Consider the following 1,171-nt stretch of genomic DNA (forward strand, 5'->3'; position numbering starts at 1 on the left):
AGTCTGAGGAATCCCCACAAGTTTAACGAGTAAGCGCTTGATATCTGGTAATATGTTAATCACCACAAAAAACAAATAAACCAAATACAAGCGCTATGCCTACATTATCAGACTTATTCTCTTCCAATTCAATCACTATAGACCCTAGAGTCGCTAACTCTCTTTTTACCGCGGCCAATAGCCTGCTCAATGGCGCAGCATTAACCTTGACCTCCATGGGAAGGCACTCCGCTAGCTTGCATGATAAATCAGAGAAACACGCTATAAAACGTGTGGATAGATTACTTGGTAATCAGCACCTACATCAACATAGACCTTCATATTACCAAGTAATAGCAGGCTTATTTATTACAACGCCTCACCCGCTTATCCATGTCGATTGGTCTACTGTCTATAACTATAATTTTGTCATGCTAAGAGCGGCTATCTCCATTGGTGGGCGAGCGGTGACTGTCTATGAGGAGGTTCATCCTGAAATTAAACACGCTAACCACCAAGTACACTTAAGCTTCATTGCCAATTTAAAAAATGTTTTGCCTGTAGGTATTCAGCCCATTATATGCACTGATGCAGGCTTTAAAATCCCCTGGTTTAAAGCCATTGAAGCTCATCAATGGTTTTGGCTTGCCAGAACGAGAGGTACCGTAAAATGTCGACTGCAAGGTGAGCACGATTGGGATTATGTGAGTAAGTGTCACGCCCTTGCGCTCCCCATAGCAAGTGAATTGAAAGGCGTAGTGCTATCAAAATCCCATCAATTCTCTTGTCGTGGCGTGCTATACAAAGGAAGAAATATGCAGCGTCATAAGGTGAATCGCAAGGGAGTAACCACAAAATGCAACACCAATAAAAAGAACGCAAAGTCAGCAAAAGAGCCTTGGTTTTTAGTGTCTAATTTGCCGAGAGAAACATTTAAAGCCAATCACTTAGTGAATATGTATAAACGAAGAATGGCCATTGAAGAATCATTTCGGGACTGCAAAAATGAATATTATGGCTTAGGCTTATCGCGCAGTTTAAGTCGTTCGGTAGAAAGGTTACAGGTTATTTTACTCTTGAGTATGATGGTTCAATTTTACCTCTATTGTGTGGGTAAGGCGGCAGAAACAGCAGGGTATCATCTGCAATTTCAAGCAAACTCTGTAAAAACGAAGCGGGTGTTATCTTATGG

At 41.4% G+C, this 1,171-nt stretch carries 1 protein-coding gene; it reads left to right on the plus strand.

Annotated features, from left to right (window positions below; genetic code table 11):
* Nucleotides 1-95: 95 nt before the first annotated feature.
* On the plus strand, nt 96-1,171 hold a 1,076-nt coding region (locus tag ESZ39_RS17540), incomplete at its 3' end, for an IS4 family transposase (RefSeq protein WP_146881195.1).

The sequence above is a fragment of the Colwellia sp. C1TZA3 genome, assembly GCF_007954265.1.
Classification (GTDB): domain Bacteria; phylum Pseudomonadota; class Gammaproteobacteria; order Enterobacterales; family Alteromonadaceae; genus Cognaticolwellia.